Raw genomic sequence first — 14,003 nt, 5'->3', positions numbered from 1 at the left:
AAATTAAAAAAAGTGCTGAAAGAAAATCTCTATGAGATTTTTCCATCAACACCAAATATTATACAACCTAATTAATCCAAGACTCTGTTTTGTCACGCGAGAAATCGTAGCAAAACAGAGCTTTTTTTCAAAAGTCAAAATACTTTTCTTTTTAGATAGAAAGCGTTATCATGTAATGTATAAAGGAGGAATAGCTAATGACAAACAAAGACGAATTAAAAGGCAAAGCAACAGAATTAAAAGGTAAAGTAACTGGCGATGAATCCGAAGAGTTAAAAGGTAAATTAAAACAAGAATACGGGAAAATTAAAGAAAAAGTTGATCATTTAGTTGATGATGCAAGTGAAAAGGTCAATGATTTATTCGATAAAAAAGATAAAGAAGAGAAAAAATAAATGAAAAAGCAGTTGCCCAAATGAAAGGGTAACTGCTTTTTACTTATTTACTAATATTTTTTGCCATCCGCGCTAAATAGCGTTTATTCCAAAATTTAAAAATCTCATCGTAATAAGTTAAAACGAAACTGCTGATGATACAAGTTACTGGTAAGAAAATAAGTTCTAAGAAAGGAAGTTTGTCGTAATAATCATAGTAAAAAGCAAGATTTACGCCACCAAAAGTGAAATAGAGCGTTGTAAAAATCGCAAGAATAACGAAAAATCGTTTGCGATAACGTGGAACGGTCAGTACTTTGCCATTATTTTCTAAAGAAATATTTTGATAAATTTTTTCGGCTAATAAGAAGGCAATCCCAGTCACTAACAAGAAGACGATAAGTGTCGGTAGCGTACTACCTGTTTTACCTAACGAGGAGATAGCCATAGCTGAAAAATCACCAAACAGTTGAGAGAAAAATATATTGATAGAATCAAGTTTTAAAAATTTAAAGAGATTACTTAAATTATTTAGGAATTGATTACTTGGCTCCAATGAAATTAAACCAGCAACAATCATTAATGGCCCCGTTACTAGGTTGCCGAGTAAGACTCCAAGGAATGAGCCGATTAAAAAAGCTAAAAGAGTAAAAATCCAGTGACTCAGTCCAGCATAGAGCATTTGTCCGAGTGTTGCATTCACATAAGGAGCCGGAATCATTAAGTAGACGATTAATTGATTAAAAATACTTCCAAGTCCAATAGCCAACATTAATGGAATGGCCCAATACAAGAGTTTTCCACGAAAAATTTGTTTTTTTGTAAATGGTAGCGAAAAGAGTAAGGTGTTAAAATTCGTTTTTAAATCGATAAAGAATAGACCAAACCCGAGTAAAAAGATGAAAATAGGAATCATTGAAATATAGGAATGATCGTAACGATTCCAGTATACCTGTCCCGCTTGATATTTCGTACTGGGTGTGAAGGGTGTATCAGAAGTTATTGTCTCTGTAGTGTAGAAATCATTATGAAAGAGTGTGAGCTCTTCTAGCCGATATTCTTCAATATCCTGATAGGCAATTTCCTTGCCCGACTCATCATAACCTTTAGTATAACCAGGGGTAGAATCTTCAAAATCTTTTTTAAAATTTTTTGAATAAAGCCACTCTCTTTGATTATTCCATCCATCAACAATTGAAATTCCACTAGTCATATATACCGCGAATAGACCAAAAGTGATAAGTAGTAAAATGGCTTTATAACGTGTATGAAAAATCTTTTTTAAATTTGTATGCATCGTTTAATCCCCCAAAATTGTTTCTTGACTTAAGTTTGCTTCAAATAAGTCTTCTAAACTAATCGGTAATTCTTCAAATAAAACAGGTTCAAACGCTCGAATTTGAGCTTCTAATTCAGCGTCAAAATTTTCAAAAAGTGCCGTAATGACTCGACCTTGCATTTGAATCACTTTTGAATGTTTTTTAACAATATCTGGCACTTTTTTGCTTTTGAAGACGAATTGAATCTTACGAGCATGTTGGCGCAGTGTTTCTAACTGATAATCTTGTGTAATTTGATGGCCTTTTAGGACTAACGCTCGATCAATCATGCCTTCTAATTCATTTAAATTATGCGAAGCAATTAAAACCGTGCGATTCGTTTCGCTTATATTTTCTAGTAATAGGCCGATGACTTGTTTACGAACAATCACATCTAAACCATCGAAAGGTTCATCTAATAATAGGTAAGTTGCGTTGGAGCTAATCGCTAAAATCATTTGGAAAAGACCTTGCATTCCTTTTGACATCCGACGATAAGAAAAATTTAAACCTAACTGGTGCTGATTCAATAAATCTAAAAATAGATTTTGATTAAATTTAGGATACATATTTAAATAAAACTGATTAATTTTTTTCAATGAGTAAAAACTTAGAAAATTTTCTTTCTCATCAATATAAAATATTTCCGCACGTCTCGTTGGATCAATTGCTAAATCAATACCATCAATAGTAATTTTTCCGGAATCAGGAGTGTATTGACCACTAATTGTTCGAAAAAGGGTTGTTTTACCGGAACCATTACGACCGATTAGTCCAACAATCTCATGTTGATTTAAGGAAAAATCAATACTCTTCAAAATCTCTTTTTGATCAATTACTTTCCCCATGTTTGTTAGTTTCATACTTCATGCCCTCCCAACTTCGATTCTGCTTCTCTTAACCACTGCATGATTTCTTTTTCAGTGACTTGTAAATGTTTTGCTTCAATAATTAATTCATTGAACTGCTCTTGTAATTCTTGAATACGTCTCAAATCTCTAGGCCCGCTTTCTATTTGTTTGACAAATGTTCCTTTGCCTTTAACCGTTACTAAAACCTGTTCCATTTCTAAAATTTTGTAGGCTTTACTAATGGTGTTAGGGTTCATCAATAATTCTTTGGCCATTTCGCGAACAGAAGGTATTTTATCACCAGGTTCTAAAATTCCTTGTAAAATATCCCCTTTAATCCCAAGGACGAGTTGTTCGTAATACGGCCGACTGCTTTGCTTATCAATCGTAACCATAATATCTCCTTCCATACACCGTTCAAATGTACTAGTTCATATGTTACACTTTATGTGTACTAATATACCTAGTACACTAGAAAAGTGCAAGCTTTTTTTGAAAAAAGATAAAAACTCCATTGTTTGCGCTTTCGACTTTCATTATGCTATAAGAAATAAGAACTTGAGGTGTAGGAATGACAGAAGTAATTGCTTATTTAGATAACAATCGTGAGTGGACAAAAGAAGATATTCCGGCGGAGCAACTAACAATCATTAATTATGCCTTCGCTAATATTGTTGGTTTAGAAATTGTTCGAGATTTAAAGAAGATTTCTATTATTAATGAATTAAAAACCGAGCATCCTCATTTACAAACGTGTATTAGTATTGGCGGTTGGAGTGCAGGCGGTTTTTCAGAAGGTGTTGCAACAAAAGAAAATCGTGAAGTGCTAATCAAAAATTTGGTTAATTATATGAAAAAATATGATTTTGATGGGATTGATTTAGATTGGGAATATCCAGGAATGGACGTTGCCGGAATTACTGCTTCGAAAGATGATGCCCAAAACTATTTATATTTTGTTGAAGAAATCCGTGCATCCCTTGATGAATTGTCAAAAGACACCGGACAAACCTACTTGTTAACGGCTGCAATTGGTGCGGCAGAGGAGTTATTAGAAACCATGAGTCCAGACGGTGAGTACCGTTACATTGATTTCCTAGATTTTGTAAATGTGATGACGTATGATATGCGTGGTAGTTTTACGCAGGTGGCGGGACATCATACAAATTTACTTTCTTATTCAAAAAGAGAAGGGAATTTAAGTGCGGAAGAATCGGTTAATCATTTATTAGCCAAAGGGGTCGACCCACAAAAAATTGTGATTGGAGCAGCCTTTTATTGTCGTTATTGGACTGATTTTCCAACGGGTACGAAAGAGCCAGTCGGTGTTGAAACAGGAAGTTTTGGTAATCGGACATACGACTATAATCAATTAAAAGATATTTTAGCGGCTAAACCGGAAGCGATTTTTTGGGATGAAGAGGCAAAAGCACCTTATTACTTTGATGGTGAGCAGTTCATTTCTTATGATAATGAACGATCAATGGCTGAAAAAATGAATTATATCAAAGAACACCATTTACGTGGCTTAATGTATTGGGAACATTCACTTGATTTATCAGGAGTGTTGTTAAAAGCAGCAACTGATCAACTATAATAAATAATAAAACGGGATGCGACAAAAGTCACATTCCGTTTTGTTATTCGTTAATAAAGTTATTTGATAAAAAAATGACTTTTTGGTTTTTAATGTTGCAATAAAAAGACAAGTCCTGATTAATCACGACTTGTCTTGAAGTTAATTATTTAGTTAATTTTGTAAAGAAGTCGACATAAGCGTCAACGATTGATTGGAAGAAGCCCATTGTTGCTTCTTGGAAGTTCCCATCTTCATCGATTAAGTTTTGTACGCTTCCGATATATGCTTCAGGTTGTTGTAAGGTAGGCATATTGATAAATGTAAGGGATTGACGTAAGTGGTGGTTCGCACCAAATCCAGCAATTGCACCCATTGATGTTGAAACGATTAATGCAGGTTTGCCATCCCAAATGCTTTGTCCGTATGGGCGAGAACCAACATCAATTGCATTTTTGATTACAGCTGGTACTGAACGGTTATATTCTGGTGTAAAGAATACGAAACCATCATATGTAGCAGCATCTTTACGGAAATCTGTATAGGCTTGAACAGTATTTCCTTCCACATCGATATCTTCATTATAAAATGGTAAATTAGCAATTTCTAAATAACCAATTTCAATATTTTCAGGGAATAATTTTTCGAAAGTTTCTGCTACTTTCTTGTTATAAGAATCCTTACGTAAACTTCCTACGATAAAACCAATTTTTTTAGACATGTTATAAATTCCTCCTCTAGTTGATAAATTTATAATAGTACGAATTCGAGATAGTTTCAAGTAAGATGCTTAGAGATATTTATTTTAAAAAAAATTCGAGGTGTAAAGAAAAAACTCTTTACACCCGTTTGAATTTCTGTTATATTAGTTCTTGTGATTAAAGACCAATGGAGGTGTAAGTATAATGGCAGTAAAAATTCGTTTAAAACGCATGGGTTCTAAAAGAAACCCTTTCTACCGTATTGTTGTAGCTGATTCTCGTTCTCCTCGTGATGGACGTTTCATCGAAACAGTAGGTACATACAATCCTGTATCAGATCCAGCTCAAGTAACAATTAAAGAAGATCTAGTACTAGATTGGTTATCAAAAGGTGCGCAACCTTCTGATACAGTTCGTAACATCCTTTCTAAAGAAGGCGTTATGAAAAAACACCACGAAGCAAAATTCACTAAGAAATAAGGAGAATTGGCATGAAAGATTTAAAAGAGTTAGTCTTGACAATCGTTCGTCCACTCGTGACCAACCCAGAGCAAGTTTTACTTGAAGTGGTCGAGTCAGAAGATTTCTATGAATACAACTTAACAGTTGCGCCGGAAGATATTGGCCGTATCATTGGAAAACAAGGACGAGTAGCGAAAGCCATTCGCACAATTGTTTACGGTGTGCGTACGGAAGGACCAAAGAAGGTTCGCCTAAATATCCTCGATGGTAAGTAGTGATACGACGAAGCAAACTTTTTGTTTCGTCTTTTTTTTATCCTTTTTTGTAGATGTGATCAAATGTCAGCGAATGGTTTTCTAGAATCAGTCTTAAGGACCATGTGGGAGTAAGACGCGTTTGATAAAATGATTAAAATACGATAGAAGGAGAGAATCAATGGAATTACTTATTATTTTACTCATTGCAATTATTTTAATTCGAATTATTATTAAAGCTAGCTCATTTTTTATTCGTCTGTTTGTTTTTGGGCTACTTATTTTTGGTATTTGGTATTTTAAATATGATATTTTAGATCAGTTAAATCAATTGAGTCAGACATTTCATTTAGAAAGTTGGTTTTCAGGTTTTTTTGATTTTATTGAAAAGGTCTGGCAAAGTCTTATTGAATGGTTGAGTCAATGGATTTAAACGAGTGAAGACTGGGGTTGGGGAATTGACGCGAAAAATCAATTTTAATATGGTTAGCTTGTTGCAGTTTACTTTTGCCGTGCTAATTATCGCGTTTCATAATCAAAGGATTTTTCCAAGTGATGAATGGAACTTTATTCAAAAAAACATTATTAGTCGCTTAGCTGTCCCGTTTTTTATTATTGCATCTGCTTTTTTTGTCCGTTGGAAAACCGAACAAAAAAAAGAATTCCAACAAAAATATACGAAAAAGTATATTAAAACCTATTTAATCTGGAGTCTAATTTATATTCCATACGGCTGGATGTATTTTTCTTCATTAGGTTTTTCGAAAGCGCTATTACCGCTAGGTGCAGTCGCTGCTTTACTTTATATTGGTATGTGTTACCATCTGTGGTATTTACCAGCATTTTTATTTGGCTCTTTTTTTATTAATAAGTTCAATAAGCATGTCAATTTACTAATGATTACATTGTTGGCCTTTAGTTTGTTTTTAGTAGGAAGCATTGAAACGTATCAAGGTTACTTTGTAAATACTTGGTTGACTACTAGTTATGAAAGTTATGCTCGAATCTTTTTTACGACGCGTAACGGTCTGTTTTTTACGCCTGTTTTTGTGTGTTTAGGTTATTTATTATACGATTATCGTAATCATCCGTTTTTGACACGGCATCAAGCTCGAAAAATAAGTCTTTCTTTCTTAATTTTATGTTTTGAGGCCTGGTTTATATTTAAGAATCCAGGGGTAGATAAGAATTTTTTAATTGGGCTAATTCCAACGACATTTTTCTTATTTAATTGGAGTATGCGAACCCGGATTTTATTTAATCGAGACTTGCATCAATTAAAAAAATTAAGTGTGTTATACTTTTTCATTCATCCGATGTTTATTGAAGGTTTACGATTAACTAATTTACACCAAAGCATAGAGCCGTATTCTTATGCTTGGGTAAGTTTAATTATCACTTTGATTGGGACTCATTTAATGGCTTTATGTTTATTATTCTTACAAGATAAGCAAGAACAAATCCTACTAAGATGGCGCACACTCATATGCAATCGAAACCGTTTAGGGTAACTGACTCAGAGACCTAGATTGTTTCTTTTTTTTTTTAATCAACCTAAAATACTCTGTAGATAGGTTGATTAACCTGATATAAAAATATAGAATAGAGTGAAAGAGGTTAAGTGAGATTAAAAATAATGATTATTTTTTAAATAATTTTCGATTTCGATAAATTGTTAGCCAGATGTTGGTTCGAATGGTCTATCGTTGATTGTGAATAAGAGGTGAGCTGATGTTTGGTTTTTCAAAAGAAGCACAATTAAAAAAAGAAATCTTATATTATCTAGATCGACAGACAGATTTTGTTTCTAGTCAGGAAATTGCGGCTGAAATTGGTAATATCACAAGTCAAACAATCTTAAAGTATATCAAAGAATTAGAAATTGTCTTAACAGAAAAATATGAAGCAACGGAGATGTCCCTAAAAGTAAATAAGCGTTTTGGTATTAGACTCTATCGATATAATACGAATTTTAATCGTATTTTAGAAGAATTGTTAGTGGAATCTTCTGTGTATAAAATATTTAAAATATTGCTACAACATCGACAGGTTGTAACACTCGTCTTATGCGATAAGTTGGAAATTAGTTTATCGAATTTAAAGCGGATTATTAAAAGAGTCAATCAATCAATTGAGATGTATGATTTACGTATTACGATAGGAACAAACATTAAAATTGTTGGAAAAGAGTCGAGTATTCGTTCTGTCTTTTTTTTATTTTTTTATCATGTCCACCGTTCCTATTCGAATATTCCATGGATTAATAATGACAACAACATAGTTAAAGCTCAAAAAATTTGTTCGGTACTGTATATCTCTGAAAATCCCATCTTAATTGAAATTATTGCGCTTTGGCTATTTGTTTGTGAAGAGTCAAACAGACAAGGTTACGAACTGGAGACAATGTATTTAGCAGTCTATTTTAATGATTCAATCATTGAAAAACATGCATCAACTGAAATGACATTAGAGGAGTGGTATTTCTTTTTGATGTGTTTATATGCGCTTGATATTTTAAATTTAACTTTTTTCATGAATTTCGAAAAGATACATAATAACCATTATTCTGATTTGGCCAAAGTTTGGATGGCGTGTTACGAAAAATATTTTGAGCCATTAGTGATGGAAGAACAAATTTGGACACGTTTAACCTTCCAAAAGTGCGCCATTTTAGAAAAATTTCATTTGATTAATCCAGAGTTAACGAGTATTTTTTCACCAATTAATTATCGAGAAATTTATGATCGCTATCCTTCTTTTATGAAAAAATTTGAGTATTTCTTCTCAGAAGTGTCCGTAAATATAGATAAAGAACATGAGGAATTTTTTAGAAGAAAAAGTTTAGAACTGTGCTTACGTTTTGTGTCTCCAAAACAAATGGCGATGAATGTTTCGGTCCATTTAATGACAACTCTAACCAGTGAGGCCGCTAATCATATGAAGCGCCAACTGAAAAATAATTTTTCAAATAAAATTAATTTAAATTTTACCGATGATTTTCAAGCAGCAGAACTCATTTTAACAACGGAAGAATTTGCGGAAGGAGTCATTCCGAACGATAAAGAAGTCCTAGTTATTCGGCCAGTTTTATCTAGCCAGGACTTATGTTTTCTAGAAAAATATGTCTATCAATGGCGAAAAACACACTGTGAATTTGGATTAGAGATGACTAAATTGATGTAGATTTGAAGAATTAATCGAGAAAATAATAAAAATAAAAGATGCAAGAAACGTGTAAAATCAACGTTTCTTGCATCTTTTAATTCTCCAAAATATCTTAATGGAGGCGGCGGGAGTTGAACCCGCGTCCAAACATATCGCTACCTAAAAGTCTACGCTCATAGTCAGTTCTATTCGAATTTCGCTCAAAAATCTGCCGAATGACAGGCCGGTTTTCTTGCTAGTCTGATAAGCTCTTCAATTTTCTACAGACGGAAGAAAAATTGTGTATCCCACTAAGTTAGGACCCTGATCTGGCACATGGGCGATGACAGGAGGATCTACGTTAACTGTTTTTAGGCAGCTAAAGCGTAAGTGTTATTGTTGTTTGCAGTTATATTAACTGTAACGTTTTTACGTAGACGTAACCTACGAAGCGCAATTCAGGCTCAAACTATGCCTGTCGAATCCGTAACGCCCCCTTATTAAAAAGGCTTTGTCACTGATAAGAATTATAACATAGTTTGTATTTGATGCAAAGATTTTTAATCAAAGAAGGTCAAAGTGCTTCCGTTATTAATATAATCCTAAAAATTTAATACGGACAAACAGTTAAAATGAGTTCCACATATTTTTCTAAGTAGCGTTGATCAATTTCATCATAGGTTCCAACTTGGCTACTATCAATATCTAATACGCCAATAAGTTTCCCGTTTTTGACCATTGGTACTACAATTTCAGACATGGCAGCTGCGTCACATGAAATATAATTCGCATGATTTGTTACATCGGAGACAATTAATGTTTCTTGTTTTTCAGCAGATTCACCGCATACGCCCTTACCTAGATGAATACGTGTGCACGAAACACGACCTTGGAAAGGTCCCAGAATCAGTTCTCCCTCATCAAATAAATAATAACCGGCAAAGACCGTGTCAGGTAAGCTTTCATTGAGTAAAGCGGAAGAATTACTTAAGGTTGCTAACCAGTGATTTTCACCTTCGATTAGTCCTTGTTGTTGTAAAAGTAGCAGTTCGTATTTTTCTTTTTTGTCATGTTGATTAACCATCGAATAATCCCCTTTTTAGTAAAATTAAAATATATCAAATAAAACAGGTATATTTCAGTTATGTTAAATCTATCAATTTTATCTTACTTTTTCAAATAAATCCGCATATTTATTCTAATTTATGTATAATGGGTATTGTGAAAAAAATAATATTGCGAGGTTACTATGTTAAATATTAAGAAACTAACCATTCTAGCGTTAAGTTCAGCCTTATTAATTGGTCCAGTTTTAACTGTACAAGCAGACGAATATGACACTAAGATTCAAGAACAAACAGAAAAAATTACAAATTTAGAAAGCGAACAACAAGTCGCTCAAAATACATTAACAGCTTTAGAGAACCAAATTACTCGAATCGAGACAGAAATTGCAGAAACAGCTGCAAAGAAAGTCAAAGAAGAAGAGCGATTAAATGAAATTAATTTAGAAATTGCTGACTTAAAAGTGGCAATTGAAAAACGTAACAAACAATTAGAAGAACAAGCACGTAATGTACAAGTGAATCAATCAAGCAGCAGCATTATTGAAGCTGTTTTAACGGCTGATTCTTTAAATGAAGCGTTAGGTCGTGCGATGGCAGTCACAACAATTGTGAATGCCAACAATGAAATCATTGAAAAGCAAAAAGAAGATCAAGAACAATTAGAAAAACTTTTAGAAGAAGCTAAGCAACGCCTAACGACAATCGAGGTACAAGCAAAAGTCTTAGCTGAAAAAGAAGAGAGCCTAACAGCGACTCGTTTAGATCAACAAGTAGCAATTAATGAATTGCAAGCAATGATTGCGACTGAAAAGAAACAAAAGCAAAAATTCGAGAAGCAAAAAGAAGAAGCAATCAAACGCCGTGAAGCAGAGCTAAAAGCTATTGCTGAGGAAAAAGCTCGCGCATCAGCAGCGCAACAAGCTTATGAAAAAGAAGAAGCGGCACGTGCCGCAGCTCAAGCCCAAGCGAAAGCAAGTTATGATAATTCTAACGCAACTGTCGAAGAACAGCCGCAACAACCAGCAACACCAACACCTCCAGCATCAAGTGGTTGGGGCATGCCGGTAAGTAATGTCTCTGTTTCTAGTCGTTTTTCATGGCGTACAGATCCATTTGGGTCAGGTGCTTCAGAATTACATAATGGGATTGATATGGTCGGCTCATCTGGGACACCAATCTTTGCTTCAAAAGCTGGAACAGTTGTCCAAGCAAGTTATGATCCAAGTGCCGGAAACCACGTGATTATTGATCATGGTGATGGTTATTATACGTATTACATGCATTTAAGTAGTTTTGCTGTTTCTGCCGGTCAAAGTGTCGGCCAAGGAACAACAGTCGGTGGTATGGGAACAACAGGTAGTTCAACAGGTGTTCACTTACACTTTGCTATTGCAACAGGTATATGGTCAGGCTTCATGGATCCAGGCCCGTTATTAGGAATCTAATCAAATGAAAAACCTTTTCGTTTACGAACGAAAAGGTTTTTTGTATCAAAAAAGACCACCAAAGTACCAACCCCCGAAAGCTAGATTTATTACTCTAACTTTTAGGGGTCGGTACTCAATTGATTGGTAGTCTTTTTGTTTTTTTGCATTTATTATTTAACGACCATGACATTGCAGGGGGCATGGTTGACCACATAAGCTGTTGTTGATCCAACGAGTGCTTGTGTGATTGCCCCTTTGCCGGTTGAGCCCATAATAATTAAATCAATTCCATGTTCCTTAGGTAAATCAACTGATATTTTTCGTTTCGGAGAGCCAATTTCAACAATTGTTTGAATATCAGTAATACCTGCTTCGTTTAGTTCGGCCACTTTTTTTGTCATAAAGTCTTTCACAAATGCTTCTTCTTCATTTAAGAGCTTGGCAAAAGAATATGCACTTGTTGTTAACTCTAAGTCATTAATCACCCAAACTAAATAAATGGCTGCCTCGTTTCTCTTAGCGATTTCAATCGATTCTAAAAGAGCCTTTTCTGATTGTTTCGATCCGTCTAGCGCAACTAAAATTTTCTTATATTCTGTTAACATATTGTAAGCGCCTCCTTTCTGTGCTTAAATTATAACATTCTTTTCTTAAATAGAAAAATAATTACCTGTTTATTACCAAACTAGTATTCCAAGGTCAAGCATGATAAAATAAACAAGAATTGAAAAGAAATGAGGAAAAATTGTGACTGAATATTTAAATGTTGGAAAAATTGTAAACACACATGGAATTCGTGGAGAAGTACGCGTTATTTCTCAAACCGATTTTCCTGAAGAGCGTTATAAAAAAGGCGCAAAATTAACGTTATTTAAACAAGGTGTGAAGCCATTAGAATTAACCATTACAAGCCATCGTAAGCATAAAAACTTTGATTTATTGACATTTGAAGGGTACCCGAATATTAATGATGTTGAGCCTTTGCGTGATGGGATTTTAAAAGTGTCCGAAGATGATTTGACGGATTTAGAAGAAAATGAATTTTATTATTATGAAATTATGGGCTTACCTGTTTTTGACGAAAATGGCATCTTGCTAGGTAAAATAAAAGAGATTATTCAGACGGGTGCTAACGATGTTTGGATTATTCAGCGTAAAGGGAAGAAAGATTTATTAATCCCTTACATTGAATCCGTTGTGAAAAAGGTTGATTTAGATGCCGAAGAAATTCATGTTGAAATTCCAGAAGGATTGATTGACGATGAAAATTGATGTGTTGACGTTATTTCCACGAATGTTTGATGGTCCAATGGGGGAGTCGATTATTGGCAAAGCGCGTGAAAAAAACTTGTTGGAATTAAACGTTTCAAATTTCCGTGATTTTTCCGATAATAAACATCAGGCCGTAGATGACTATCCATATGGTGGTGGCGCGGGGATGTTACTTAAAGTTCAACCGGTCTATGATAATTTACAAAAGATTGCTGAAACATCACCAGGAACCAAAAAACGAATTGTGTTGCTTGATCCAGCAGGTAAACGTTTCGACCAAACGATGGCGGAAGAATTTTCTAAAGAAGAACACTTAGTATTTATTTGTGGCCATTACGAAGGTTATGATGAACGTATTCGAAGTTTCGTTACCGATGAAGTATCTTTAGGCGATTATGTCTTAACGGGTGGCGAACTTGGAGCAATGGTCATGATTGATGCAACCGTTCGTTTGTTGCCTGAAGTACTGGGAAACAATGTATCGGCTCAAACCGACTCACATTCAACGGGTTTACTGGAACATCCGCAGTATACTCGGCCTGCAGTCTTTAAAGAGATGGAAGTACCTGCAGTGTTAATGAATGGCAATCATAAATTAATTGCTGAATGGCAGTTAAAAGAATCATTAAGACGGACATATTTACGTCGACCAGATATGTTGGAAAAAATCGAGTTAACCGCCGAAATGCTTAAAATGCTTGAAGAAATAAAACAGGAAGCAAGCGAACAGTAAGATTTTGGTAAATTGTAAAATGAAATGCATAAGGAAATAAACGAAAAAATCATGTAGATACGATATACTTGTTAGCGACCAAACCAAAAGTATAAGGGGTATCTACATGACTAATAATAATTGTATCATAGAAAACCGCACCTTCACACACCTTACTGATATTCAACGGGGAAAGCTGGAACAGATGGCTAAAATCGGCACCTATAAACAAGCGGAGATGGCGCGTGAATTAGGAGTCAGCCAATCGACTGTTTCTCGTGAATTGAAACGCGGCAGAAGGCGCCAACTTGACTATCAACACAATTATTACGAGCAGTATATTGCCGCCTCAGGCGCTCGGGTTTACAAAGAAAATCGTGAGAACTCGCATGCGCGGAATCATCATAAATATTCTGCAGCTTTCCTTGCTGCCTTACCTGAAAATCTAGCACCCATGAAGGGGTTACGGATTCATAGTGTGGATACTTTTGTACACTCTTACAGAAAATCGCACCCTGACGAACGCGTACCATGCACGAAAACAGTTTACGCCTTAATCAATGCTGCCGTACTCCCAATCCGTAATATCGATTTACCTATGAAGACCCGGATGCGGCCACGCAAGAAAAACGTTTCGGAACCGAAAGGTCATAACGCTAAGCACTTAGGTCGCAGTATCGAAGAACGCGATCCAGAAATACTCTCTAGAGAAGATTTTGGGCATTGGGAAGTCGATTTAGTATTAGGCAAGAAAATAAAAAATGAGCCTGTCATCATCACTATGGTTGAACGGAAAACCCGCTACTGTCTAACGAAGAAAGTTTGGGGAAAAGGTGCCACAGTG

The 14,003-nt window shown here is 34.9% G+C and carries 17 protein-coding genes and 1 other RNA gene; 11 read left to right on the top strand and 7 right to left on the bottom strand.

Translation table 11 applies throughout. The annotated features are described in order from the left end of the window. The first annotated feature begins 197 nt into the window (after nucleotides 1-197). Nucleotides 198-395: a CsbD family protein gene (locus ACFO3L_RS01100; RefSeq protein ID WP_379962985.1), complete on the top strand. Its 198-nt coding sequence runs from the start codon at nucleotides 198-200 to the stop codon at nucleotides 393-395. A 43-nt stretch (nucleotides 396-438) separates the two neighbouring features. On the opposite strand, the gene ACFO3L_RS01095 is transcribed toward ACFO3L_RS01100, so the two are convergent. From ACFO3L_RS01095 to ACFO3L_RS01085, 3 genes are read right to left on the bottom strand one after another with little or no spacing between them, the layout of a single operon-like run. After that, nucleotides 439-1,671, bottom strand: a complete 1,233-nt coding sequence (locus tag ACFO3L_RS01095; protein WP_379962983.1) for a hypothetical protein — start codon at nucleotides 1,669-1,671, stop codon at nucleotides 439-441. A gap of 3 nt (nucleotides 1,672-1,674) precedes the next feature. After that, on the bottom strand, nucleotides 1,675-2,556 hold the full coding sequence (locus tag ACFO3L_RS01090) for an ATP-binding cassette domain-containing protein (protein WP_379962981.1): 882 nt from the start codon (nucleotides 2,554-2,556) through the stop codon (nucleotides 1,675-1,677). After that, a complete protein-coding gene (locus tag ACFO3L_RS01085; protein ID WP_379962979.1) occupies nucleotides 2,553-2,939 on the bottom strand; it encodes a GntR family transcriptional regulator in 387 nt (128 codons plus the stop codon). The genes ACFO3L_RS01090 and ACFO3L_RS01085 overlap by 4 nt, the downstream gene beginning before the upstream one ends. A 176-nt stretch (nucleotides 2,940-3,115) precedes the next feature. Here ACFO3L_RS01085 and ACFO3L_RS01080 point away from each other — a divergent pair, with 176 nt between their 5' ends. Next, the gene (locus ACFO3L_RS01080) at nucleotides 3,116-4,141 is read left to right on the top strand and encodes a glycoside hydrolase family 18 protein (RefSeq protein ID WP_379962977.1); all 1,026 of its coding nucleotides are present in this window, start codon (nucleotides 3,116-3,118) and stop codon (nucleotides 4,139-4,141) included. 145 nt (nucleotides 4,142-4,286) lie between these two features. On the opposite strand, the gene ACFO3L_RS01075 is transcribed toward ACFO3L_RS01080, so the two are convergent. Then, nucleotides 4,287-4,841, bottom strand: coding sequence for an NADPH-dependent FMN reductase (locus tag ACFO3L_RS01075; protein WP_379962975.1), 555 nt, complete (start codon nucleotides 4,839-4,841; stop codon nucleotides 4,287-4,289). A gap of 184 nt (nucleotides 4,842-5,025) precedes the next feature. Between ACFO3L_RS01075 and rpsP the strand changes: the two genes are divergently transcribed. From rpsP to ACFO3L_RS01050, 5 genes are all read left to right on the top strand, one after another. Next, nucleotides 5,026-5,301, top strand: a complete 276-nt coding sequence (rpsP, locus tag ACFO3L_RS01070; protein WP_379962973.1) for a 30S ribosomal protein S16 — start codon at nucleotides 5,026-5,028, stop codon at nucleotides 5,299-5,301. Between the two features lie 11 nt (nucleotides 5,302-5,312). Next, the gene (locus ACFO3L_RS01065; protein ID WP_379962971.1) at nucleotides 5,313-5,558 is read left to right on the top strand and encodes a KH domain-containing protein; all 246 of its coding nucleotides are present in this window, start codon (nucleotides 5,313-5,315) and stop codon (nucleotides 5,556-5,558) included. A gap of 160 nt (nucleotides 5,559-5,718) precedes the next feature. After that, on the top strand, nucleotides 5,719-5,970 hold the full coding sequence (locus tag ACFO3L_RS01060; protein ID WP_379962969.1) for a hypothetical protein: 252 nt from the start codon (nucleotides 5,719-5,721) through the stop codon (nucleotides 5,968-5,970). A gap of 25 nt (nucleotides 5,971-5,995) precedes the next feature. Next, nucleotides 5,996-7,048 carry an acyltransferase family protein gene (locus tag ACFO3L_RS01055; protein ID WP_379962967.1) on the top strand — a complete coding sequence of 351 codons (1,053 nt, stop codon included), beginning with the start codon at nucleotides 5,996-5,998 and terminating at the stop codon, nucleotides 7,046-7,048. A gap of 220 nt (nucleotides 7,049-7,268) precedes the next feature. Then, on the top strand, nucleotides 7,269-8,720 hold the full coding sequence (locus ACFO3L_RS01050) for a helix-turn-helix domain-containing protein (protein WP_379962965.1): 1,452 nt from the start codon (nucleotides 7,269-7,271) through the stop codon (nucleotides 8,718-8,720). A 95-nt stretch (nucleotides 8,721-8,815) separates the two neighbouring features. On the opposite strand, the gene ssrA is transcribed toward ACFO3L_RS01050, so the two are convergent. Next, nucleotides 8,816-9,178: a transfer-messenger RNA gene (ssrA, locus tag ACFO3L_RS01045) on the bottom strand. 113 nt (nucleotides 9,179-9,291) lie between these two features. Beyond that, nucleotides 9,292-9,765 carry a GAF domain-containing protein gene (locus ACFO3L_RS01040; RefSeq protein ID WP_379962963.1) on the bottom strand — a complete coding sequence of 158 codons (474 nt, stop codon included), beginning with the start codon at nucleotides 9,763-9,765 and terminating at the stop codon, nucleotides 9,292-9,294. Nucleotides 9,766-9,930: 165 nt separating this feature from the next. Between ACFO3L_RS01040 and ACFO3L_RS01035 the strand changes: the two genes are divergently transcribed. After that, nucleotides 9,931-11,193: a murein hydrolase activator EnvC family protein gene (locus ACFO3L_RS01035; RefSeq protein WP_379962961.1), complete on the top strand. Its 1,263-nt coding sequence runs from the start codon at nucleotides 9,931-9,933 to the stop codon at nucleotides 11,191-11,193. 152 nt (nucleotides 11,194-11,345) lie between these two features. On the opposite strand, the gene ACFO3L_RS01030 is transcribed toward ACFO3L_RS01035, so the two are convergent. Then, a complete protein-coding gene (locus tag ACFO3L_RS01030) occupies nucleotides 11,346-11,780 on the bottom strand; it encodes a universal stress protein (RefSeq protein ID WP_379962959.1) in 435 nt (144 codons plus the stop codon). A 142-nt stretch (nucleotides 11,781-11,922) separates the two neighbouring features. Between ACFO3L_RS01030 and rimM the strand changes: the two genes are divergently transcribed. From rimM to ACFO3L_RS01015, 3 genes are all read left to right on the top strand, one after another. Continuing rightward, a complete protein-coding gene (gene rimM, locus ACFO3L_RS01025; protein WP_379962957.1) occupies nucleotides 11,923-12,447 on the top strand; it encodes a ribosome maturation factor RimM in 525 nt (174 codons plus the stop codon). Continuing rightward, nucleotides 12,437-13,180 carry a tRNA (guanosine(37)-N1)-methyltransferase TrmD gene (gene trmD, locus ACFO3L_RS01020; protein WP_379962955.1) on the top strand — a complete coding sequence of 248 codons (744 nt, stop codon included), beginning with the start codon at nucleotides 12,437-12,439 and terminating at the stop codon, nucleotides 13,178-13,180. Before rimM ends, trmD begins: the two co-directional genes overlap by 11 nt. Nucleotides 13,181-13,286: 106 nt before the next feature. After that, nucleotides 13,287-14,003: IS30 family transposase (locus tag ACFO3L_RS01015; RefSeq protein ID WP_379962953.1), on the top strand; the 717-nt coding region annotated here is incomplete at its 3' end.

This window comes from Enterococcus eurekensis, from assembly GCF_042654605.1.
GTDB lineage: Bacteria > Bacillota > Bacilli > Lactobacillales > Enterococcaceae > Enterococcus_I > Enterococcus_I eurekensis.
The sequence above is the reverse complement of the archived record's forward strand: the minus strand, read 5'-3'. Positions and strand labels throughout refer to the sequence as shown.

Excerpts from the sequence above, each read along its gene's own strand:
- ACFO3L_RS01100 (WP_379962985.1), top strand. The coding sequence starts at position 198 with ATGACAAACAAAGACGAATTAAAAGGCAAAGCAACAGAATTAAAAGGT.
- ACFO3L_RS01095 (WP_379962983.1), bottom strand. The coding sequence starts at position 1,671 with ATGCATACAAATTTAAAAAAGATTTTTCATACACGTTATAAAGCCATT.
- ACFO3L_RS01090 (WP_379962981.1), bottom strand. The coding sequence starts at position 2,556 with ATGAAACTAACAAACATGGGGAAAGTAATTGATCAAAAAGAGATTTTG.
- ACFO3L_RS01085 (WP_379962979.1), bottom strand. The coding sequence starts at position 2,939 with ATGGTTACGATTGATAAGCAAAGCAGTCGGCCGTATTACGAACAACTC.
- ACFO3L_RS01080 (WP_379962977.1), top strand. The coding sequence starts at position 3,116 with ATGACAGAAGTAATTGCTTATTTAGATAACAATCGTGAGTGGACAAAA.
- ACFO3L_RS01075 (WP_379962975.1), bottom strand. The coding sequence starts at position 4,841 with ATGTCTAAAAAAATTGGTTTTATCGTAGGAAGTTTACGTAAGGATTCT.
- rpsP (WP_379962973.1), top strand. The coding sequence starts at position 5,026 with ATGGCAGTAAAAATTCGTTTAAAACGCATGGGTTCTAAAAGAAACCCT.
- ACFO3L_RS01065 (WP_379962971.1), top strand. The coding sequence starts at position 5,313 with ATGAAAGATTTAAAAGAGTTAGTCTTGACAATCGTTCGTCCACTCGTG.
- ACFO3L_RS01060 (WP_379962969.1), top strand. The coding sequence starts at position 5,719 with ATGGAATTACTTATTATTTTACTCATTGCAATTATTTTAATTCGAATT.
- ACFO3L_RS01050 (WP_379962965.1), top strand. The coding sequence starts at position 7,269 with ATGTTTGGTTTTTCAAAAGAAGCACAATTAAAAAAAGAAATCTTATAT.
- ACFO3L_RS01040 (WP_379962963.1), bottom strand. The coding sequence starts at position 9,765 with ATGGTTAATCAACATGACAAAAAAGAAAAATACGAACTGCTACTTTTA.
- ACFO3L_RS01035 (WP_379962961.1), top strand. The coding sequence starts at position 9,931 with ATGTTAAATATTAAGAAACTAACCATTCTAGCGTTAAGTTCAGCCTTA.
- ACFO3L_RS01030 (WP_379962959.1), bottom strand. The coding sequence starts at position 11,780 with ATGTTAACAGAATATAAGAAAATTTTAGTTGCGCTAGACGGATCGAAA.
- trmD (WP_379962955.1), top strand. The coding sequence starts at position 12,437 with ATGAAAATTGATGTGTTGACGTTATTTCCACGAATGTTTGATGGTCCA.